This is a genomic window from Streptomyces sp. NPDC046557 (genome assembly GCF_040645975.1).
Taxonomy (GTDB): Bacteria; Actinomycetota; Actinomycetes; order Streptomycetales; family Streptomycetaceae; genus Streptomyces.
Genome location: NZ_JBEYZH010000012.1, coordinates 17404 through 37447 on the forward strand (window position 1 = coordinate 17404; position 20044 = coordinate 37447).

Here is a 20044-nt window from a genome sequence, read left to right on the forward strand (position 1 = left end):
GCCGCGGTTCCCGAGTTACCGGCTTCCCGGGTTCCCGGGTTCCCGAGTTCCCAGGTTCCTGACCGCCCGTCACCGTTTCAACGTCCCCCACACCACCAGCCGGTACGTGGACGTGTACTCCGGCGTGCAGGTGGTCAGCGTGATGTACGCGCCGGGTGCGCTGTATCCGTACTCCGGCCTCACCACGCTGCGCGGCACCGGAGCGATCACGCCCGTGTCCCGCGCCGTCGTCTCGGGCAGTACGCGGCCCACCACGTACGTGTACCTCCGCCCCCGCACGTCGACCGTCACCTCGTCCCCCACCCCGAGCCGGTTCAGGTACCGGAACGGCTCCCCGTGCGTGTTGCGGTGCCCGGCCAGTGCGAAGTTGCCCTCCGCGCCCGGCTGAGCGGTCCCGGGGTAGTGCCCGACGTACCCCTTGTCCAGGACGGCCTTCTTGTCGACCCCTTGCGCGACGGGCACCTCCAGCCCGAGGCGCGGGATGCGCAGCACGGCGTACGACCGGTCCCGCCCGGGCTCCGCGACCGGCCCGGCCGCCCGGGTCGGCGAGCCGGCGGAGGGCCCGGCGTCCGCCGACGAGGAGGACGACGGCTGCGCCCCGGCCGGAGCCGACGACACCACCTCCTCCCGCGCCCCGGACTCCTCCCGCGCATCCCCCTCGGGCTCCGGACCGGGCGTCGCCCCGGGGCCCGCCCATGCCCGCTCCAACGCCCGAACCTCCTGCCGCGCGCCCGCCAGCGCCTGCCGGTTGGTCCACCACACCTGGTGCACCACCAGCAACAACAACACCACCCCCACCGTGACGGTCAGTTCGGCGGCCGTCCACAGCACCCCCGCGAGACCGGCCCGGCGCCCCCGTCGACCGCGCCCCCGCACCACCACAGGTATGTGATCCCGCACGGGCGGCACCTTAAGACCTCCCCCCTCAACTGACCAGCGGCAGTACGGTGTGAACCATGCGCCCCGACACGCCTGCCGAGCACATCGCCGAAGCCGAGCGCCTCATCCGCACGGCGACCCGCTACCCCGAGGACCAGGAGCCCTTGCTCCTCCAGGCCGCGGCCCACCTCGAACTGGCCGACGAACGGGAACGGGCAAGCGCGCTCTACGACCGACTCCTCGCCTCCGACCCCGACGACCCGCACCTGATCAAGGCGCTCCAGGCCTCGAACCTGTGGGAGTACGGCCACGAGGCCGAGGCCCGCGCCCTGATCCAGGGCATCCGCGCGGCGGCCCCCACCGATCCGGCCCCCTGGGAAGTCATCGCGGAAGCCCTGGAGAACCACGACGAGTTGACCGCCTCGGAGGAGTGCTTCACCCAGGCGGCGACCCTCCTGATCCCGGAGAACACCCCCCTCACCCGGGCGACCACCGCCCTCCTCACGGGCCGGCACCGCGTCCGCCGCCTCCTCGGACGCCCTCACGACGAATGGGACATGGTCGCGGACACCCGCCACATCGGCCCGATCCCGCTGGACGAGCTCCACGACCCCAAGCGGATCTGGGCCCTGGGCTCCGACGACCCGGCCGAACTCCGCGCCGAGATCGCCCGGCTACGCGCCGAACTCGGTGACCGCCGCGCCGCGCTCTCCCGTCCCTTCCCGGTCGCGATCCTCCACTGGCCGCAGCGCGAACTGGCCGAGCTCCTGACGAGCTACCCGAGCCTCGCCGCCGAGTACCCCTCGCACGCCCAGCACCTGGAAAGCATCGAAGCGTCCCTGCGTGCCCTGGCCGGCTCCGGCACCACCAACCTGGGCATCGTCACGGCCAGCGTCCCTTCCTACGAGGCGTTCGCCGCTTCGGAGAAGACCTCCCCCGCCTCCCCCAGCCTCCTGGCGGAGTACGCCACCACCCTCGCCGCCCGCGGCAAGGCCACCCCGTGGCCCCCGTCCGCCGCCTCTCCCTGCTGGTGCGGCTCGGGCAAGCCCTACCCGGAGTGTCACGGCGGCGACACACCGATCGTCTGACCGGGACCCGACGTACGGGGGCGGCGGCCCCGGACGGCCGCCCCCACGCGCCGGGCCGCTTCCTCCACCGACTCGTGCTCCCACACCCGTACCGCCAGCCAACCGGCCTCCGCGAGGCGGGCATCGGTGTCGCGGTCGCGGGCCCGGTTCCCCTCGATCTTGGCGCGCCAGAACTCGGGGTTGCTGCGCGGCCACGTCGCGTGGAGGGGACAGCCGTGCCAGAAGCAGCCGTCCACGAACACCGCGACCCGCGCCGGACCGAAGACGATGTCGGCTTCCCTGCGCACCCCTTTCACCGGGCGCCGGTGCACCCGGTACCGCAGTCCCGCCGCGTGCAGCGACCGCCGCAGGGCGAGCTCGATCCCGGTGTCCTTGCTCTTCTGCCGACTCATCCGGGCCCGGACGGCCGGGGTGCTCTCAAGGGGTTCCACCCCGTCATTCTCCCGGAACGGGCAGCTCCAACCGGACGTGGCCGCGGGCGTGGACGGTCGGGGGCAGAGGGCGGCGCGCGGCGAGGGCGAGGAGGGCGCGGAGCGCCGCGACGACCTCCGTCGGGGTGTCGCGGATCATGGAAGGGGTCGCGCTGACCACCAGGACGCCATGGGCCTCCAGGCGGAGCCTGCGGCGGAGGGTGGCCTGCCAGAGGTCCCGCGTGTAGTGGTACTCGGCCGAGTCGATCTCCAGGGCCACGCCCTCGTCGGGCCAGTAGGCGTCCGGGCTGGCCAGGAAGGCGCCGTCCGGGGTGTGCAGGCGGGCGTTCCAGAGCGGGGCGGGCAGGTCGGTCGCCGTGAGGGCGTCACGGGCCCGCGCCTCGGCGACCGAGCGGACCCCGGCCAGGAGTTCCGACGCCGCCGAGCGGATGGCGGGGCGGCCCAGGAGGCGGGAGGCGCGCAGTTCCGCGTGCAGGTCGTGCGGGTGGCACCAGCCGGCCTGGACCACGTGCGCCAGCATCGAACGGACCTGGTCGGGATCGTCGGCGCGGGCGGCGTAGTCGGCGGCCGCGCGGACCGGCCGGGTGCTCGGGATACCGCGGACGGTGATGGTGTGCGGCCAGCGGGAGGTGCTGAGCGGGCGGACCCCGGCGGTGGCGGTGACCCGGCGCGGGGCCCGGACCAGGACGTCGGCCGGGGCGTACGGGGCCTCGCGGATGCCGAGCAGGGCGAGCGCGGCGCCGCCGGTCAGGGCGGCCGTCTCCCCCGAGAGCGGATCGGCGGTCGACTCGGCGGCGTACAGGACGGCTGCGAGGGCGCGTTGCCGGTGGTCCGGGGGCCCGGTCTGGAGGAGGTAGACCCGGGGCAGTAAGCGCTGCCATGGCCCGCCCGGGCGGGTGCGGGAGGTGATGGTGGCGTCGGGTACTCCGGCGGCCGTGGTGAGCTGGTGCCGGGTGGCCATGTTGAGCTGGCGCCGGGCCAGCCGCCGGTGCGTCGTGGTGATCATGGCGCGGGTATGCCCGGAGCCGGGACGCAATACCCCCGGTCAGCGGCTCGGGTGCTCCGGGGCCAGGAAGACGATCACGCCCGTCTCGGTGCCGGGAAGGGCGGCGACCTCGTGCCAGCCCAGGCGGCGGTACGTCGCCACCGTGTCCCGGGCCAGCCGGGAGGTCAGCAGCCAGGCGCGCCGGTCGGGGGCGTCGGCCGTGATCTCGGTGAGCAGGGCGCGTCCGGTGCCGCGACCGCGCGCGTAGGGGCGTACGGCGAGTTCGTCTATCTCCAGTGCGCCGATGAGGAGTTCCTTCACCCGGCCGGGCCCGAGCTGCGCCGCGACCTGGCTGTAGGCGCGGTTCTTGGGGAAGGCGGCCGGGGTGAGCCAGCCGGTGGCGAACCCGTCGATGCCGGTCGGGGATTGCGCCAGGGCGGTACGGAAACCACGGCGCCGGGCGTCGACGGGGAGGCGGGACCCGAACTGGCGAATGGTTTCTTCGTCTTCGTTCCACGGCGGGGCGGAGAAGACGTCGGCGTAGGCGTCGACCAGTTCGTCCACGAGGTCGAGGACGGCCTGTCCGTAGCAGATCACGATGTCCGGGCTCCTGGGACGCGTTGGCGGGGATTTTCCCGTTTGTCTGAGGAGAGTGAATTTATGCGGTCCCGGTTCCCCGCGCGACGTATCAGGCGGATCCGGCGAGTGTGCGACAAATCGCCTCCGCGCGGTCCGTGACGCGGGGCGCGGCGGTCGCGTTGAGCAGCCGTGGACAGAATGCTTCGGGCGGCCGGACGGGCCGCCCTCGCCTTCCTCCTCGTCCTCGGGGTGGTGGCGCTGCTGCCGGCCGCCGTACGGGACGCGGTGCCGGACGGCCTGATCGGCGGGACGGTACTGGTGCTGGGCGGGTTGGGCGCGCGTCGGGCGGTCAGAGGGCCGCGTTAGCCTCGTAGCGGACCGATACGACGCGCGCAGGGAGTGGACGGAGTGGACATGGAGCGGGTACCGACCTCGATGGTGGCGGCGGCCGGACTGGTGGGCGGGTACGCGGTGGCCCGCTGGAGCAGGAAGCGCCCGCTGGGCGGGGTCGTGCTGGGCGCCGCCGGGATCGCGGCGGGGCGGGAATGGCACAGGCGCGGCGGCGCCCCGGCGGCGGCCGGTCTCGGCGCGCTGTACCTGGCCGGTTTCGCGGGAGCGCACCCGCTGGCCAAGAAGGTCGGCGCGTGGCCGGCCGTCTTCGGCGCGGCGGGGGTCGTGGCCGGTGCGGCCTGGGTCGTGTCCGACCGGCGCGGCTAGGGGCTGTCCCGTAAGCCCGGTGGATCGGCGCGCGGCGTCGGATGCGGTGCATCGCAAGGCGGAGGAGCGTCCTCATACTGGCCGGCGAGGCTGAAGCGCCCCCGGCGGGCCGTTCAAGCCCCCAGGGCCTTCGAGATCGTGTAGATCAGGAGGCCCGCCAGCGCGCCCACGACCGTGCCGTTGATGCGGATGAACTGGAGGTCGCGGCCGATGTGGGCCTCGATCTTGCGGGAGGTGTGCTCGGCGTCCCAGCCCGCCACCGTGTCGGTGATCAGCGAGGTGATCTCCGTCCGGTAGGTGGTGACGACGTACACCAGCGCCCCCTCGATCCAGCCCTCCACCTTGTCCTGCAGCCGCCCGTCGGTCGCCAGCCGCGCGCCCAGGGACATCAGCGAGGACCGCACGCGCAGCCGCAGTTCGCTCCGCTCGTCCTCCGCCGCCGCGATGATCATCGACCGGACCGCCGCCCACGCCGAGGCGATGACGTCCTGCACCTCGCCCCGCGCCAGGATCTCCGACTTGAGCCGCTCCACCCGCTCGCGGGTCCGCGTGTCCGACTGCAGGTCGGCGGCGAAGTCCGTGAGGAACCGGTCCACCGCGCCCCGTGCCGGATGCTCCGGCATGTCGCGCATCTCCGTCACGAAGCGCAGCAGTTCCTTGTAGACCCGCTCGCCCACCTTGCGGTCCACGAAGCGCGGGGTCCAGCCGGGGGCGCCGCCCTGGACCGCGTCCATGACCGAGTCGCCGTGCGTGACGAGCCAGTCGTGGGCCTTCGCGCAGACGAGGTCGACGGCGCGGTGGTGACCGCCGTCGGCGACGACCTTCTCCAGGGTCTTGCCGATCCCGGGGGCGATCTCGGCGCCCTCGGCCCGTCTCGTGATCGCCTCGCCCACGACGGCTTGGACGTCGGAGTCGCGCAGCACGGTCAGGGCTCCGCGCAGGGCGGTCGCCAGTTCCGCCGTGACCCGCTCGGCGTGCGCGGGTTGCGCCAGCCAGGAGCCGAGCCGCCCGCCGATGCCGAGGGCGTGCAGCCGGGCCCTGACCACCTCCGGGGAGAGGAAGTTCTCGCCGACGAACTCCCCCAGAGAGACTCCGAGCTGGTCCTTCTTCGTCGGAATGATCGCGGTGTGCGGGATGGGCAGCCCCAGGGGCCGCCGGAACAGGGCCGTGACCGCGAACCAGTCCGCGAGCGCGCCGACCATGCCCGCCTCGGCGCCGGCCGCGACGTAACCGGCCCAGCCGCCGGCGCCGGTGTGCTGCGCCCACTTGGCGAGTACGTAGACCAGCGCGACCAGCGTCAGCAGGCCGGTCGCGGTGGTCTTCATCCGGCGAACGCCGCGCCGCCGTTCCTCGTCCGCCGCGCTGAACACGAAGGCACCCCGCGCCACGGCGGCCTTCGTGCCGGGCCCTCTACCGGCTCCGACTCCGGTCCCGGCTCCGGCTCCGGCTCTGGTCTCCGCACCCTCGCGATGGTCCACGTCTTCCACGTACTCCTGCCCTTCCCCCGGTGGCCGGTTTTGTCTGCATAGCATCCGACTCCCGAACGGTCCGAGGAGTTCCCGGCGCGCCGGCGGGGCCCCGGGAGCCCCTTACAGCTCCTTGCGCAGCGACGGCCCGTCCACCGGCTTGGAACCCTTGAGTCCCTTGGCCCCCTTCGGCTCCTTGACCCGCACCTCCACGCCGCCCATCAGGGCCAGGCCCGTCACCACCACGCGCGGTGCGCCCGGCTCCGACGGTTCAGGGCTCTCGCGCTGGTCGAACGCCCCCATGAACCCGATGCCCCGCACATCGACCTCCACGCCCGGCGGCACGGTGATCTCGATGCCGCCCATCACGGCCACACAGTTGATCACCACCTCGCGCTGGGCGAAGTGCGCCTCCCGCAGGTCGAGCTCTCCGCCGCCCATGAACGCGAACGCGTCGAACCGTGCCGGTACTGTCCAGCGGCCCTTGCGCTGGAACCCGGACATGACGGCGATCCCCGTCGACCAGGTGCCCTCGCCGCCGATCCGGTCCGCCCACGCCGCGCCGGAACCCGCCCGCGCCACCGGGCCCTGTGAAGGCGCCGAAGCCAGGGGCGCCGCCGCCCCCACCGCCGGCAGGTCGCGGGTCAGCGGCTCCAGCTCCGCGTAGGTCCGGGATCTGTAGGCCGCGTCCAGCCGCTCCTCGAACTCCTCCATGTCGAGCCGGCCCTCGGCGACGGCGTCCCGCAGACGCTCCACCACCCGCTCCCGGTCGGCGTCCGAGGCCCTCAGCTGCGGCAGCCGATCCTCGGACGCCGGCTTCTCGGGCGCCGGCTTCTCGAACACCGGCTTCTCGAACACCGGCCTCCCCGGCGACGACTCCTCCGGCAACGACCCCTCCGTCAACGGCTTCTCCGGCCGCTCGTCATTCATGGGACCAGACTATGTACCGGGCCCGGCCGGTTGTAGGGATCGCCCCCGCACCGGACCCCGGGACCGACCCTGATTTCCCCCTACCTCACGCCCCTGCCCCCGGCGCCTCACCCCCGCCCCGCGTACATCCGCGCGATGACCTCCTCGATGTCCGGCTCCCGGACCGAGAGGTCCGACAGCGGATACCCCGCCGCCACGGCCGCCACCAGCGGTGCCGCCGACGCCTGCGCCGGGAACGCCAGCCACTGCCGGACGCCCTCCACCCGGACCACCCGCGCCCCCGGCACCTCCAGCGGCGGAAACTCCCGCTCCAGGTCCACCACCAGCGTCCGCTCGCTCTCCCCCGCCGCCCCGGACGCGTGCAGCCCGTCCAGCGGGCCGTCGTACATCAGGCGTCCGTGGTCGATGACCATCACCCGCTCGCACAACTGCTCGATGTCCTGGAGGTCGTGCGTAGTCAGCAGCACCGTCGTCCCGCGTTCCGCGTTCAACTGCCGCAGGAAGCCCCGCACCTTCGCCTTGCTCACCACGTCGAGCCCGATCGTCGGCTCGTCCAGGTACAACACCTCCGGATCGTGCAGCAACGCCGCCGCGATGTCCCCGCGCATCCGCTGCCCCAACGACAACTGCCGCACCGGTACGTCCAGCAGCTCCGCCAGGTCCAGCCGGTCCACACAGCGCTCCAGGTTCGCCCGGTACCTCGCCTCCGGGATCCGGTACATCCGCCGCATCAACCCGTAGGAGTCCTTCAGCGGCAAGTCCCACCACAAGGTCGTGCGCTGCCCGAAGACCACACCCATCCGGTGCGCCAGCCGCATCCGCTCCCGCGCCGGGTCGATGCCCGCCACGCGCAACCGGCCGCCGCTCGGGGTGAGGATCCCGGTCAGCATCTTGATCGTGGTGGACTTCCCCGCCCCGTTGGGTCCGATGTATCCCACCATCTCGCCCCGACCGACCGTGAAACTGATCCCGTCCACGGCCCTGACCTGCCGTTTCTCCCGGCGCACCAGACCCACTCGGCGCCGGACGGCGAAAACCTTCTCGACCCCGTCCAACTCGATCAGCACGTCGTCGTCCCGTACGTCTCCCATGCCTGTCCTCAGCTCCCCGTGCTCCGGTACGAACGAAGTCCCGCGCGCCACGCCAGCGACGCCGGGACGCACACCGCCAAGGCCACGAGCGGACTCAGGTACGCGACCCAGCCCGGCAACCCCAGCGGATCCGGCCGCCCCAACACGTGCAGGGCGGGCAACCAGTTGACGAATGCCAGCGGGACGACGAAGGTCACCCCGCGCAACAGCTCCTTCGCGAACACCGTGGGCGGGTACTCCAGCATCGTGCAGCCCCCGTACGTGAAGGAGTTGACCACCTCCGCCGCGTCACCGGCCGCGAACTGGAAGGCCGCCCCGGCCACCATCACCGCCCCGAAGATCACCGCACCCCCCAGCACCATCACCGGCACCCACAGCGCCTTCCCGACCGTCCAGTCCACGTCGAGCACCACGACCGCCCACACCAGCACCCCGAGCCCCTGCCCGATCCGCCCGCACCGGCGCAACGCGAACCGGTCCGCCGCGACCTGCGCGAGCACCGGCACCGGACGCACCAACATCGTGTCGAGCGAGCCGTCGCGGATGCGCGTACCGATCCGGTCGGTGGTGCCGAGCAGCAGGTTGGCCAGGCCCAGCGAGGTCGAGGAGGACCCGTACAGCAGGCCGATCTCCGGCAGGGAGAACCCGCCCAGGGCGTCCACATGCGTGAACATGATGAAGATCGCGGCGAAGTCCAGGATCGTGATCGCCGCGTTCCCGAAGACGGCCAGCAGGAAGGACGCCCGGTACGTCATGGTCGAGCGGACCCACATGGCGACGATCAACCGATAACCGCGCAACCCATCCAGCACACGCCCGCGCCCCGGCTCCCGCTCCCCCACCACGACCGGCGGCCGCTCCCGCCCCCACGTCACCTCAGCCACCCTGGACCACCACCTTCCGCGTCGCGGCCGACTGCATCAACCGACCGGCCCCCAGCAGCACCAGCGCCCACCCGGCCTGGAACACGAACGCCCGTACCGCACCGCCGGCCCCCGCGCCCTTGCCCAACAGGACGTCCAGCGGCACCTGGAGCATCGCCGCCCACGGCAGCAGGCGGACCACCTCGCCGAAGCCGCCGGGGAAGACGGTCAACGGCAGCAGCATCCCGGAGAAGAAGACCGACACCAGGCCGGCCACCATGTTGATCCCGGCGCCGTCCATCAGCCAGAACGCCGCCAGCCCCACCAGGAAACGCACCGCGAAACCCACCACCAGGCCGAGCACCACGGCCGGCAGGAACAGCAGCCAGCGCACCGGGTCCACGGGCAACGCCACCGGGAAGGCGAGCACCCCGGCCAGCACCGGCACCAGCCCGCGCCCCAACAGTTGGAAGCCCGCCCGCCCCAGGTCGGCCGCGAGCCACCACAGCTGGAGGTCGGCCGGACGGTACAGGTCGACGGCGATGTCCCCCGTACGGATGCGCTCGTGGAGCTCCTCCTGGAACCCGCCGCCCAGCAGCGCGCCGGCCGCGAGCAGCGACTGGCTGACCCAGATGAAGGCCAATGCCTGCCCCTGGTCGTAGCCGCCGAGGTGGGGCCGCTCGTCCCACAGCGCGATGAAGGTGTAGGCGAGGACGAAGCCGAACACGGTGTTGGTGAACACCCCGGCCGCCGTCGCCGTCCCGTAGGTGGCGTAGCGCCGGAAGCCGCCGGCTGCGACGGCCGCGTAGAGCCGTACGCGGTGCGTCACCTCCCGGCCGGCCGCCCTCCGACGGTCGTCCCACTCCGCGCCCCCGCCCGTGCCCCCGACCTCGCCCGCGTCCCGGTCCTCACCCGCCGCCGCTCGCGGGCCCACTTGTCGGCGCACCGTATCCCTCCCCTTCCCAGGTCGTTCCTACGTCGGCCAAAGCGCGCGAGCTTAGTGCGGAGGGGCGAGCCACGCGACGGATTTACGCCCGTCCGAGTCCTACACAACCGCTATCAGGTAGACACCATTGGTGCAGATGCGGATATGTCGCACACCGTCGAGGAGCCCGGAGATGAACGACCAGTCACCACCCCCGGGCTGGACGCCTCGCGATCCCGACACCCCCCGACCGGACTCGCGCGCCCACCCGCCTGCGCAGGACCAGACACCGGCACGAGAGCAGGCACAGGCAGGGGCACAGGCGCAGGCGCAGGCACAGGCGGGGGAACCCACCACACGCGACCGGAAGCGCACCGGTTGGCGCAGGGCCTTCCCCAGCTGGCGCATGCTCCTCGGTGGCCTGCTCCTCATCGCCCTCCTGATCGCCGGCGGCCTCATCGCCGGCTACCTCCTGGTCGACATCCCGCCCGCCAACGCCACCGCCACCGCTCAGTCCAACCTCTACCTCTACGCCGACGGCACCCAGCTCGCCCGCGACGGCGAGGTCAACCGAGTCAACGTGGCCCTCTCCCAAATCCCCCGAACCGTCCAGGAGACCGTACTGGCCGCGGAAGACCGGGACTTCTACTCCGAACGTGCGGTGGACCCGAAGGCGATGCTGCGCGCCGCGTGGAACACGCTCGCCGGCAAGGGCACCCAATCGGGCTCGACCATCACCCAGCAGTACGTCAAGAACTACTACCTCGGCCAAGAACAGACGGTCGAACGCAAGGCCAAGGAGTTCTTCATCTCGATCAAACTCGGCCGGGAGAAGTCGAAGGACTACATCCTGGAGGGGTACCTCAACACGAGCTACTTCGGCCGCAACGCCTACGGCATCCAGGCCGCCGCCCTCGCCTACTACGCAAAGGACGTCGGCGCCCTCACCACCACCGAGGGCGCCTACCTCGCCACCCTCCTCAACTCCCCCAGCACCTTCGACGTCGTCGCCCACCCCCAGAGCCGCGACCGCGCGCTCGCCCGCTGGAACTACGTCCTCGACGGCATGGTCAAGAAGAACTGGATGACCGCCGCCGAACGCGCGGCCGCCCGCTTCCCCGAACCCGGCAAGATCCGCCCCGCCGCCGGCCTCTCCGGGCAACGCGGCTACCTCGTCGAAGCCATCAAGGAGTACATCGTCGACCGCAAGATCGTCGACGACAAGACCCTCTCCGAAGGCGGCTACCGCATCACCACCACCATCGACAAACGCCGGCAGAACGCCCTCGTCGCCGCCACCGACAAACAACTGATCGACAAACTCGACCCGCAGGCCCACAAGGCCGACCGCGTCGTCCGGGCCGGCGGCGTCTCCATCGACCCCACCACCGGCAAGGTCGTCGCGATGTACGGCGGCCTCGACTACACCAAGCAGTACGTCAACAACGCCACCCGGCACGACTACCAAGTGGCCTCCACCTTCAAACCGTTCGTCTTCGCGTCCGCCGTCGACAACGACTCCCGCACCCAGGACGGCCGCCGCATCACCCCCAACACCCTCTACAACGGCGACAACAAGCGCCGCGTCGTCGGAACCCGCATCCCCTACGCCCCCGAGAACGAAGGACAGCAGTCGTACGGGGACATCACCGTCAACACCGCCACCGACCTCTCCGTCAACACCGTCTTCGCCCAGATGGTCGTCGACGTCGGCACCGACAAGGTCAAGAAGACCGCCGTCGCACTCGGCATCCCCGAGAACACCCCCAACTTCGACCCCGGCCCCGCCATGGCACTCGGCACCCTCCAGGCAAGCGTGCTCGACATGACCCAGGCGTACGCGACCCTCGCCGACCACGGCCGCTACACCCCCTACACCCTCGTCCAGAACGTCACCAAGGGCGACGAGAGCCTCCCACTGCCCGACCGCGCCCCACGCCAGGCCGTCAGCCGCGAGGCCGCCGACACCACCACCTCCATGCTGGTCAGCGTCGTCGACAACGGCACCGGCACCGCCGCCCTGGCAGCCGGCCGCCCCGCCGCCGGCAAGACCGGTACCGCGGAACTCGACCGCTCCGCCTGGTTCGCCGCGTACACCCCCGACCTGGTCACGGTGATCTCCGTGATGGGCCAGGACCCCGGCACCGGCACCCTGGAATCCCTGTACGGGGCCCTCGGCGAGGACCGCCTCGGCGGCGGTGGATACCCCGCCCGGATCTGGGCCCAGTACACGAAGGCCGCACTGGCCGGCAGCGACCCCCTCGACTTCGACCTCGAACTCCAGCCGGGCGCCGCCCCCTCGCCACCGCCCTTCACCCCGAACAACCCGGACCAACCCCCGGGCACCACCCCGCTCCCACCCGTCCCGCCCAGCCGACCGGGCCGCCCGCACCGCCCCAACGCACCGACCGGCGGCCAGAACCAGGACGGACAGACCAACGGCGGCGACACCACGGGGGGACGAAACGCGGGCGGCCAGACCGACGGCGGCCAAACCACCGGTGACCAGAGCGACGCGGGCACCGACAACGGCACCACCACGGGAACCACCACCGGGACCACCGGGACCACCGGAAGCACCACCGGCACCACCACGGGGGGAACACCCGCGGGCATCACCGCCGGCGCCCTCGGCGGCCCCGACGGCGGCCGCCCCCGCCCGCCGTCGCGCTACCTCGAATGACCCCGGCCGGATCAGTGACCGGACGTGGCCTTCAACCCCACCACCGCGACCAGCAGCAAACAGATGAAGAAGATCCGGGCGGCCGTCACCGGCTCCCCCAACACCGCCATACCCAGCACCGCCGCACCGGCCGCGCCGATACCCACCCACACGCCGTACGCCGTACCGATGGGCAACGTCTTCGCCGCGTACGACAGCAACACCATGCTCGCGACGATGCCGGCGCCCGTGAACAGACTGGGCCACAACCGGGTGAAGCCTTCGGTGAACTTCATACCGATCGACCAGCCCACTTCGAGCAGACCGGCGACGAGAAGCAGAACCCAGGCCATGACAGGCACCTCCGGGACGAGAACGGAAACGGGGGTGCGTCGTCTTTGCGTCCAGCTACCCGGTACGGCGCGTCTCGTCGGGGGTTCCCCACCACCGTAGCAAAGGGCATGCAAAAGGGCCGGTGACCGAGGTCACCGGCCCCTTCCGCAACGAATCAGAGATACAACCCGGTCGAATCCTTCGACCCCTCCAGCCGCTCCGCGGCCACCGCGTGCAGGTCCCGCTCGCGCATCAGCACGTACGTCGCCCCGCGTACCTCGACCTCGGCCCGGTCCTCCGGGTCGTACAGCACCCGGTCCCCCGGCTCGACGCTCCGCACGTTCTGGCCGACCGCGACCACCTCGGCCCAGGCCAACCGCTTGCCGACGGCGGCCGTCGCCGGGATCAGGATGCCGCCGCCCGAGCGGCGCTCCCCCTCCGGCACGTCGGACCGTACGAGCACACGGTCGTGCAGCATCCGGATGGGCAGCTTGTCGTGGGTGGTGGTGTTCTCGCTCACGACCCGAACCTACCCGCCCACACCCGGCCGGCACCCCGCAGGGTCACCGACATCGGCCACCGACGTCATCCGCGCTTGCGGCGCGCCGCAAGCACGAGCACCCCCACCAACCCCGCCGCGACCAACGCGACCGGCACGAGCCGCTCGACGCGCGGCGTCCCGTCCTCATGACGCAGCCCGCTCTTCAGATCGGTGACCAGCCGGTTCACGGCCACGACGGCCCGCCCGGCGGTCTGGTCGACCTTCGAGGCGACCTTGGCCTTCGCATCCCCGACGATCGTCTTCGGGTGCATGCGCACACCGATCTCGTCGAGCGTCTCGGCGAGCTGCTCACGGCGGCGGACGATGTCCGCCTCGATCTGTGCGGGGGTCCTGGCTTCCGGCACCGCGCTGCCTCCGTCGTCGTGGTCGGTCGTGATCATCCTGGTCGGTCGTGGTCGGCCCTCGGGACGCGGACCACCATGGACAGTCTGTCAGCTTAGTCTCGGACCGTACCGATCCCCTCCCGAGGAGACTGCTGACATGAGCGAGCGACTTGAGCCGGGCGACATCGCCCCCGCCTTCACCCTGCCCGACGCGGACGGCAACGAGATCTCGCTCGCCGCCCACAAGGGCCGCAAGGTGATCGTGTACTTCTACCCGGCCGCCCTGACGCCGGGCTGCACCAAGCAGGCATGCGACTTCACGGACAACCTGTCCGTGTTGGCCCAGGCGGGTTACGACGTGATCGGCGTGTCGCCGGACAAGCCGGAGAAGCTCGCGAAGTTCCGCGAGCAGGAGCACTTGAAGGTGACCCTGGTCGGCGACCCCTCCAAGGAGGTCCTGACGGCCTACGGCGCCTTCGGTGAGAAGAAGCTGTACGGCAAGACGGTCACCGGCGTCATCCGCTCGACGGTGATCGTGGACGAGGAGGGCAAGGTCGAACGCGCCCTCTACAACGTCAAGGCGACCGGCCACGTGGCCAAGATCATCAAGGACCTCGGCATCTGACCCCGCGCCCGTCCCCCGCCAGGCGGCCCGCACCCAACCGGTGCGGGCCGCTCCGCTTATCGGACGAAACCACCCGTAACCGTCCGACTGTCGACCCGTTACCCCGTACGGGAGCCGCACACGCGGCCGGAACCGGAGGGGGCGAAGATGCCGATCAGCCCGTACACGAGAGAACGCCTGGTGGAAGCGGCGAGGGGGGCGCGGACCCTGACGGAGGCGCTGCTGAAACTGGGGGTGGACCCGCAGAGCGGCTCGCGTGAGTACATCCGCAAGCGCTTGGGCCGGATGGGGGTGGACACGTCCCACTTCGAGCGGGACGGGAACCGCTGGACGCGGACCATACTGGAGGAAGCCGTAAAGGCTTCCGGCAACATGTACGAGGTGTTGCGCCGGTTGGGCATCGAGGCCGTGGGAGGACAGCACGCCCACATCAGCCGACGGGTGCGCGCGCTGGGCATCGACACCTCCCACTTCAGCGGCCCCACCCGAACCGACCGAATGCGGGAGAACCATCGGCGACGCTCGGCGGACGAGATCCTCCGCGAGGAACGCGCACCGCATGCGAGGCGCACCCCGAGCGCGATGCTCCGGCGCGCGATGCTGGATCTGGGTGTCGAGGACCGCTGTGCAGACTGCGGCACCGCGCCCATCTGGCTCGGAGAACCACTCCCGCTTGAGGTCGACCACATCAACGGCGATTGGCGCGACAATCGCGCGGAAAACCTACGGCTACTCTGCCCCAATTGTCACTCCACCACGGACACGTACCGAGGACGCGGCAAGGCACGTCGATGAGCGGGCGCCTCGATCGTCCATCTCGTGACGAACTCGGGCGAGCGATAGCCGAGTCGGCCAGTATCGCCGAAACCCTCCGACGTCTGGGGATGGCCGACAACGGCGGCCAGCGCGTACACCTGCGGCGCTGGATCGCCGACGAAGGGCACGACACGTCGCACTTTTTGGGGCAGTCGCACCGGCGTGGCAAGCCTGGGACCACTCCTCGCAAAGCGGCTGATGACATCCTGGTCAAGCACGGCGGCAAAAGGCGGACCGCAACACGGCTCCTGAGCCGGGCCCTCCGCGAAGTCGGGATCCCTCACCGGTGTGCACGCTGCGGCGCACCCCCACAGTGGCGCGGGCTTCCCATGACGCTGGAGGTCGATCACATCAACGGCGACTGGAGCGACGACCGACGCGAGAACCTGCGGCTGCTCTGCCCCAACTGCCATAGGACCACCGGAACATGGTGCCGAGGAGGAAAGCGCAGCCGTTAGATCCCGAACCCGGACCACACAACGGCAGTCTCCCGCTAGGATTGGCAGGCGAGCGGTCGTTGCTGAATGGTATAAGCGGAGGTTTTAGGTGCCTCTGAGCGAAAGCTCATGTGGGTTCGAATCCCATCGGCCGCACTGACCTAAGAATCGAAGGCCCGGCTCTCAGAGCCGGGCCTTCGGCGCGTCCGGGCCGGTCAGGCCGTCAGGGCGCGGATGAACGGGACCAGGGCGCGGAAGGCTTGGCCGCGGTGGGAGATGGCGTTCTTTTCCGCCGGGGTGAGTTCCGCGCAGGTGCGGGTTTCGCCGACCGGCTGGAGGATCGGGTCGTAGCCGAAGCCGCCGGTGCCGGACGGGGTGTGGCGCAGGGTGCCGCGGAGACGGCCTTCGACGACGCGTTCGGTGCCGTCCGGGAGGGCGAGGGCGGCGGCGCAGGCGAAGTGGGCGCCGCGGTGGGGGTCGTCGATGTCGGAGAGCTGGGCCAGCAGGAGGTCCAGGTTGGCCTTGTCGTCGCCGTGGGCGCCGGCCCAGCGGGCGGAGAAGATGCCGGGGGCGCCGTTCAGGACGTCGACGCAGAGGCCGGAGTCGTCGGCGATGGCGGGCAGGCCGGTGGCGCGGGCCAGGGCGTGGGCCTTGAGGAGGGCGTTCTCGGCGAAGGTGACGCCGGTTTCCTTGACGTCCGGGATCTCGGGGTACGCGTCCGCGCCGACCAGTTCGTGCGGCAGGCCGGCGTCGGACAGGATGGCGCGGAGTTCGGTGACTTTGCCCGCGTTGCGGGTGGCGAGGATCAGGCGGGTCATGGCGACCAGTATCGGGCAGGGTGCCGGCCGGTCGTGCGTCGGTGCGGGCCGGTGGGTGTCAGCCGGGGGTGCAGACCTTGGAGATTTCCTTCGCCGCGTTGGCGACGGGGGTGATGTCCGGGGTGGTGTTGCCGTTGTCGATCGAGGTGCGGACGTTGGTGACGGCCGTCTTCATGGAGTCGATGGCCTTGGTGAGGTCGGCGTTGTCGGTCTGGTCGCCGATCTTCTCGAGGCTCGTGTCGATCTGGTTGAGGGCGTTCTGGGCGTCCTGGGGGCTGTTGCCGGCCTGGGAGACGGCTTGCCGGAGGTCGTTGGCCCCGTTGGTTATGGCGACGGCGGTGTTGGCGCAGTCCATGGCGGTGGAGAGCGTGTCGCAGGAGGAGAGTGCCGGGACGGCCAGGGCGGCTGCCAGGGCGACGGCCGCGACGCGGTGGTTGCGGTAGGGCTTCATTCGGGGTCCCCCCAAGGGCTCGGTGCGTGGGCTCGGGTGTCAGGACCCGGGTACGTGGACGGGCGCACGGCTTTGACACCGTGCGCCCGTAACGGCGTAGACGCCGGGCCGGCCCCGGCGGTTGCCGCGGCGGTTGCCCTGGGCGGGGCCTACTGGGGTGCGGCGAGGTCCAGGGCGTTGAGCTGGAGGGCCTGGAGGTCGGCGCAGCCGCCGGCGGCGAGGTCGAGGAGGGCGTTGAGTTCCTTGCGGTCGAAGGGTTCGCCTTCGGCGGTGCCCTGGACTTCGACGAAGCGGCCGTCGCCGGTGCAGACGACGTTCATGTCGGTCTCGGCGCGGACGTCTTCCTCGTAGCAGAGGTCGAGGAGGGGTTCGCCGTCGACGATGCCGACGCTGACGGCGGCGACGGTGCCGGTGAGGGGCTTGCGGCCGGCCTTGATCAGCTTCTTGCGTTGTCCCCATGCGACGGCGTCGGCGAGGGCGACGTAGGCGCCGGTGATGGCGGCGGTGCGGGTGCCGCCGTCGGCCTGGAGGACGTCGCAGTCCAGGACGATGGTGTTCTCGCCGAGGGCCTTGTAGTCGATGACGGCGCGCAGGGAGCGGCCGATGAGGCGGGAGATCTCGTGGGTGCGGCCGCCGATCTTGCCGCGGACGGATTCGCGGTCGCCGCGGGTGTTGGTGGAGCGGGGCAGCATCGAGTATTCGGAGGTGACCCAGCCTTCGCCGCTGCCCTTGCGCCAGCGGGGGACGCCTTCGCTGAAGGAGGCGGTGCAGAAGACCTTGGTGTCTCCGAAGGAGATGAGGACGGAGCCCTCGGCGTGCTTGCTCCATCCGCGTTCGATGGTGACCGGGCGGAGCTGTTCGGGCGTGCGGCCGTCGATGCGAGACATGGTGTCGAGCCTAGTCGGTGTGGGGGTACGGGAAGACCCCGTCCGGGTTCCGGTACGGGGTCTGTGGTGCTGCCGTGAGAGCGCGCGAGTGAGCGGGCGGGTGAGCGGGTGGGCTCAGCTCACATCATGTCTTCGATGTCGGCGGCGATGGGGTCGGCGTCGGTGCCGATGACGACCTGGATCGCGGTGCCCATCTTGACGACGCCGTGGGCGCCGGCGGCCTTGAGGGCTGCTTCGTCGACCAGGTCGGGGTTGGTGACCTCGGTGCGCAGGCGGGTGATGCAGCCCTCGATCTCTTCGATGTTTTCGATACCGCCGAGCCCGGCGACGATCTTCTCAGCCTTGGTGGCCATGTGTGTCTCCCTGCGTATGACGAAGAACGAGTCTCGGCGGCCGGATGCGTGGTCTGCCCACCGGGGGTTCCGCTTTGTCACGGTAGCTCACGGTTGGCCCATCTATGCGAGCGCGTGTCCGGCACCTGCCGAATGATAACGATCAGCATCCACCCGCCCTGTGGGTCGGTGCGTGCGACCGTGCGAGAAGTGGTCTACACCAGTGTGCCGTATGTGACGCGCCTGCCGAAACGGGCCGGTCAGGGAGGACGCCGATGAGCGCGAGCAGCGCCGCAGCCAGGCCGCGGCCCAAGTGGTGGAACGGCTTGTTCCAGGGCCTGCAGAAAATGGGGCGCAGTCTCCAGTTGCCGATCGCGGTCCTGCCGGCGGCGGGCATCCTGAACCGGCTCGGTCAGCCCGATGTGTTCGGCAAGGACGGGTTGAACTGGACGGACGTCGCCAAGGTGATGGCGGGGGCGGGTGGCGCGCTGCTGGACCCGGACCTGGGCCTGCCGCTGCTGTTCTGTGTGGGCGTCGCGATCGGGATGGCCAAGAAGGCGGACGGTTCGACCGCGTTGGCGGCGGTGGCGGGGTTCCTCGTCTACCGGGGTGTGATGCACGCCTTCCACAAGCCCTGTCCGCCGGATACCAGGGACATCGGGGGTGGCTGTCTGACGTCGGCGGACACGTTCGCCGGGTACACGTACCAGAACCCGGGGGTGTTCGGCGGCATCATCATGGGGCTGCTGGCGGCCTGGTTCTGGCAGCGTTTCCACCGGGTGAAGCTGGTGGACTGGCTCGGTTTCTTCAACGGGCGCCGACTGGTGCCGATCATCATGTCGTTCGTGGCGATCGCGTTCGCCGTGCTGTGCCTGTGGATCTGGCCGCCCGTCGGTGACGCGTTGGAGAGGTTCTCGGACTGGCTGGTGGGGCTGGGGTCGTGGGGTGCGGGCATCTTCGGTGTCGCGAACCGCGCGCTGTTGGTGATCGGTCTGCACCAGTTCCTGAACGTGCCGGTGTGGTTCCAGTTCGGGAGTTTCACGAAGCCGGACGGGCAGGTCGTGCACGGTGACATCAACATGTTCCTGGCGGGTGACCCGCACGCCGGTCAGTTCCTGTCGGGTTTCTTCCCGATCATGATGTTCGCGCTGCCGGCGGCGGCGCTGGCGATCACGCACACCGCGAAGCCGCAGCGCCGCAAGGAGGTGGGGGGCCTGATGCTGTCGGTGGCGCTGACGTCGTTCGTCACCGGGATCACGGAGCCGCTGGAGTATTCGTTCCTGTTCGTCGCGCCGGCGTTGTACGCGGTCCACGCGGTGTTGACGGGTGCGTCGATGGCGGTGACGTGGGCGTTCGGGGTCCACGACGGGTTCAGTTTCTCGGCGGGTCTGATCGACTACGTCATCAACTGGGGGTTGGCGACGAAGCCGTGGCTGATCATCCCGATCGGCCTGGGCTTCGCGGTGGTCTACTACGCGGTGTTCCGTTTCGCGATCACGGCTTTCGACATCTCGACGCCGGGGCGGGAGTCGGACGAGGAGATCGCGGTGATGCAGGCGGAGAACACCAAAGCCTGAGGCCGCCGACCTCGGCTCCGCTCCCTTCCGCTTCGGCGGGGAAGGCCCTCGGATCCTCGGATCCGGGGGCTTCGCGCTGCTCGCGGGGAGGGTGCGTCGTACAACAAAAAATTGAAGGTTCCTTATCTAACCCCGACCGTGTTACAACTGGTCTACACCACGCATTGGTGTAGACCACGACCGCTTCCCCGGGGCGGCGTGTGCCCCCTTTTCGAGACGCCGCCGTCCCCCTTGGTTCCACCCCTGGCGGCGCCTTGCCTTCTGGAG

General features: G+C 70.9%; 24 protein-coding genes, 1 tRNA gene and 1 riboswitch. Of the genes, 9 read left to right on the forward strand and 16 right to left on the reverse strand.

Going from position 1 to position 20044, the window contains the following annotated elements; translation table 11 throughout:
- Window positions 1-69: 69 nt before the first annotated feature.
- The gene (locus ABZ934_RS20950; RefSeq protein WP_361315265.1) at window positions 70-900 is read right to left on the reverse strand and encodes a class E sortase; all 831 of its coding nucleotides are present in this window, start codon (window positions 898-900) and stop codon (window positions 70-72) included.
- 56 nt (window positions 901-956) lie between these two features.
- On the opposite strand from ABZ934_RS20950, the gene ABZ934_RS20955 reads away from it, so the two are divergent.
- Window positions 957-1967: a hypothetical protein gene (locus ABZ934_RS20955; protein WP_361315267.1), complete on the forward strand. Its 1011-nt coding sequence runs from the start codon at window positions 957-959 to the stop codon at window positions 1965-1967.
- Here the strand turns inward: ABZ934_RS20955 and ABZ934_RS20960 are convergent.
- From ABZ934_RS20960 to ABZ934_RS20970, 3 genes are read right to left on the reverse strand one after another with little or no spacing between them, the layout of a single operon-like run.
- Window positions 1940-2398: a very short patch repair endonuclease gene (locus tag ABZ934_RS20960; RefSeq protein ID WP_361315270.1), complete on the reverse strand. Its 459-nt coding sequence runs from the start codon at window positions 2396-2398 to the stop codon at window positions 1940-1942. The genes ABZ934_RS20955 and ABZ934_RS20960 overlap by 28 nt on opposite strands.
- Before the next feature lie 4 nt (window positions 2399-2402).
- Complete coding sequence (locus ABZ934_RS20965) at window positions 2403-3404, reverse strand: hypothetical protein (protein ID WP_361315273.1); 1002 nt, start codon at window positions 3402-3404, stop codon at window positions 2403-2405.
- Between the two features lie 39 nt (window positions 3405-3443).
- Window positions 3444-3980: a GNAT family N-acetyltransferase gene (locus ABZ934_RS20970; protein WP_361315275.1), complete on the reverse strand. Its 537-nt coding sequence runs from the start codon at window positions 3978-3980 to the stop codon at window positions 3444-3446.
- A gap of 171 nt (window positions 3981-4151) precedes the next feature.
- On the opposite strand from ABZ934_RS20970, the gene ABZ934_RS20975 reads away from it, so the two are divergent.
- Both ABZ934_RS20975 and ABZ934_RS20980 read left to right on the forward strand, forming a co-directional pair.
- Complete coding sequence (locus tag ABZ934_RS20975; RefSeq protein WP_361315278.1) at window positions 4152-4328, forward strand: hypothetical protein; 177 nt, start codon at window positions 4152-4154, stop codon at window positions 4326-4328.
- Window positions 4329-4376: 48 nt separating this feature from the next.
- A complete protein-coding gene (locus tag ABZ934_RS20980; protein ID WP_361315280.1) occupies window positions 4377-4679 on the forward strand; it encodes a hypothetical protein in 303 nt (100 codons plus the stop codon).
- Window positions 4680-4792: 113 nt separating this feature from the next.
- Here the strand turns inward: ABZ934_RS20980 and ABZ934_RS20985 are convergent, their stop codons facing one another.
- The 5 genes from ABZ934_RS20985 to ABZ934_RS21005 all read right to left on the reverse strand — a co-directional run bounded on the left by ABZ934_RS20985 (window position 4793) and on the right by ABZ934_RS21005 (window position 9858).
- Entirely contained in the window at window positions 4793-6211 is a 1419-nt protein-coding gene (locus ABZ934_RS20985; RefSeq protein ID WP_361315282.1) for a DUF445 domain-containing protein, read from the reverse strand.
- A 57-nt stretch (window positions 6212-6268) separates the two neighbouring features.
- Window positions 6269-7075 (reverse strand): DUF1707 domain-containing protein, encoded by an 807-nt coding sequence (locus ABZ934_RS20990; protein WP_361315284.1) that lies wholly within the window; start codon window positions 7073-7075, stop codon window positions 6269-6271.
- Between the two features lie 107 nt (window positions 7076-7182).
- Window positions 7183-8166: an ATP-binding cassette domain-containing protein gene (locus tag ABZ934_RS20995; RefSeq protein ID WP_361315287.1), complete on the reverse strand. Its 984-nt coding sequence runs from the start codon at window positions 8164-8166 to the stop codon at window positions 7183-7185.
- 8 nt (window positions 8167-8174) lie between these two features.
- Entirely contained in the window at window positions 8175-8939 is a 765-nt protein-coding gene (locus tag ABZ934_RS21000; RefSeq protein ID WP_361315516.1) for an ABC transporter permease, read from the reverse strand.
- 103 nt (window positions 8940-9042) lie between these two features.
- Complete coding sequence (locus ABZ934_RS21005) at window positions 9043-9858, reverse strand: ABC-2 family transporter protein (RefSeq protein ID WP_361315518.1); 816 nt, start codon at window positions 9856-9858, stop codon at window positions 9043-9045.
- A 502-nt stretch (window positions 9859-10360) separates the two neighbouring features.
- Here ABZ934_RS21005 and ABZ934_RS21010 point away from each other — a divergent pair.
- Window positions 10361-12637, forward strand: coding sequence for a transglycosylase domain-containing protein (locus ABZ934_RS21010; protein WP_361315521.1), 2277 nt, complete (start codon window positions 10361-10363; stop codon window positions 12635-12637).
- Window positions 12638-12648: 11 nt separating this feature from the next.
- On the opposite strand, the gene ABZ934_RS21015 is transcribed toward ABZ934_RS21010, so the two are convergent.
- The 3 genes from ABZ934_RS21015 to ABZ934_RS21025 all read right to left on the reverse strand — a co-directional run bounded on the left by ABZ934_RS21015 (window position 12649) and on the right by ABZ934_RS21025 (window position 13855).
- Window positions 12649-12969 (reverse strand): multidrug efflux SMR transporter, encoded by a 321-nt coding sequence (locus ABZ934_RS21015; protein WP_361315290.1) that lies wholly within the window; start codon window positions 12967-12969, stop codon window positions 12649-12651.
- 33 nt (window positions 12970-13002) lie between these two features.
- Window positions 13003-13081: riboswitch (guanidine-III (ykkC-III) riboswitch) on the reverse strand.
- 43 nt (window positions 13082-13124) lie between these two features.
- The gene (locus ABZ934_RS21020) at window positions 13125-13469 is read right to left on the reverse strand and encodes a co-chaperone GroES (protein ID WP_361315292.1); all 345 of its coding nucleotides are present in this window, start codon (window positions 13467-13469) and stop codon (window positions 13125-13127) included.
- 65 nt (window positions 13470-13534) lie between these two features.
- Window positions 13535-13855, reverse strand: coding sequence for a DUF3618 domain-containing protein (locus ABZ934_RS21025; RefSeq protein WP_361315524.1), 321 nt, complete (start codon window positions 13853-13855; stop codon window positions 13535-13537).
- A gap of 136 nt (window positions 13856-13991) precedes the next feature.
- Here ABZ934_RS21025 and bcp point away from each other — a divergent pair, with 136 nt between their 5' ends.
- The 4 genes from bcp to ABZ934_RS21045 all read left to right on the forward strand — a co-directional run bounded on the left by bcp (window position 13992) and on the right by ABZ934_RS21045 (window position 15868).
- Complete coding sequence (bcp, locus tag ABZ934_RS21030) at window positions 13992-14459, forward strand: thioredoxin-dependent thiol peroxidase (RefSeq protein ID WP_361315294.1); 468 nt, start codon at window positions 13992-13994, stop codon at window positions 14457-14459.
- Between the two features lie 147 nt (window positions 14460-14606).
- On the forward strand, window positions 14607-15254 hold the full coding sequence (locus ABZ934_RS21035; protein WP_361315297.1) for an HNH endonuclease signature motif containing protein: 648 nt from the start codon (window positions 14607-14609) through the stop codon (window positions 15252-15254).
- 89 nt (window positions 15255-15343) lie between these two features.
- Complete coding sequence (locus ABZ934_RS21040) at window positions 15344-15733, forward strand: HNH endonuclease (protein ID WP_361315527.1); 390 nt, start codon at window positions 15344-15346, stop codon at window positions 15731-15733.
- A 52-nt stretch (window positions 15734-15785) separates the two neighbouring features.
- Window positions 15786-15868 (forward strand) — tRNA-Leu (locus tag ABZ934_RS21045).
- Between the two features lie 59 nt (window positions 15869-15927).
- Here the strand turns inward: ABZ934_RS21045 and rdgB are convergent.
- From rdgB to ABZ934_RS21065, 4 genes are all read right to left on the reverse strand, one after another.
- Window positions 15928-16530 (reverse strand): RdgB/HAM1 family non-canonical purine NTP pyrophosphatase, encoded by a 603-nt coding sequence (gene rdgB / locus ABZ934_RS21050; protein ID WP_361315299.1) that lies wholly within the window; start codon window positions 16528-16530, stop codon window positions 15928-15930.
- Window positions 16531-16588: 58 nt separating this feature from the next.
- A complete protein-coding gene (locus tag ABZ934_RS21055) occupies window positions 16589-16981 on the reverse strand; it encodes a hypothetical protein (RefSeq protein ID WP_361315302.1) in 393 nt (130 codons plus the stop codon).
- A 149-nt stretch (window positions 16982-17130) separates the two neighbouring features.
- The gene (rph, locus tag ABZ934_RS21060; protein WP_361315305.1) at window positions 17131-17868 is read right to left on the reverse strand and encodes a ribonuclease PH; all 738 of its coding nucleotides are present in this window, start codon (window positions 17866-17868) and stop codon (window positions 17131-17133) included.
- Between the two features lie 119 nt (window positions 17869-17987).
- Window positions 17988-18221, reverse strand: a complete 234-nt coding sequence (locus ABZ934_RS21065; RefSeq protein ID WP_361315307.1) for a PTS glucose/sucrose transporter subunit IIB — start codon at window positions 18219-18221, stop codon at window positions 17988-17990.
- A gap of 254 nt (window positions 18222-18475) precedes the next feature.
- On the opposite strand from ABZ934_RS21065, the gene ABZ934_RS21070 reads away from it, so the two are divergent.
- Entirely contained in the window at window positions 18476-19777 is a 1302-nt protein-coding gene (locus ABZ934_RS21070; protein WP_361315310.1) for a PTS transporter subunit EIIC, read from the forward strand.
- The last annotated feature ends 267 nt before the right edge of the window (window positions 19778-20044 follow it).